We start from the raw sequence: 407 nt of genomic DNA, 5'->3' as shown, positions 1-407 counted from the left end.
CTCCGCCGGCGCCGCCGGCTCCGCCGGTGCCTCCGGTGATGCCGGGGCCGCCACTCGAGTTGTGCCCGCCGGCGCCGCCGGCCCCGCCGGCACCGCCATCGCCGATTAGATACCCGCCGCCGCCACCGGCGCCGCCTGCGCCGCCGGCACCGGCGGACGAGCCGGTGTTGGTGTTGGTCCCGCCGATGCCGCCGGTTCCACCCGTCCCGCCGGTGCCGACCAGCCCGGCGTGGCCGCCGGCCCCGCCGGCGCCGCCGGCCGACGCGCTCAGATTGTTGAGGCCCTTTCCGCCGTTGCCGCCGTCGCCGCCGCCTCCGGCGGTGCCGGCCAGCAACCCGGCGTTGCCCGCGGCGCCCCCGACTCCGCCGGCTCCGCCGGGGGTAGTCGCGTTACCGTTGGCCCCGGTC

Annotated in this window: 1 protein-coding gene; it reads right to left on the bottom strand. The window is 80.6% G+C overall.

The features are described 5' to 3' along the window. Positions 1-407, bottom strand: a 407-nt coding sequence (locus BST40_RS28575) for a hypothetical protein (RefSeq protein ID WP_208618962.1), incomplete at both ends; no start/stop codon positions are given.

The organism is Mycobacterium persicum (assembly GCF_002086675.1).
In the GTDB taxonomy this organism is placed as follows: Bacteria; Actinomycetota; Actinomycetes; order Mycobacteriales; family Mycobacteriaceae; genus Mycobacterium; species Mycobacterium persicum.
This window is presented reverse-complemented; position numbering and strand designations above follow the sequence as displayed.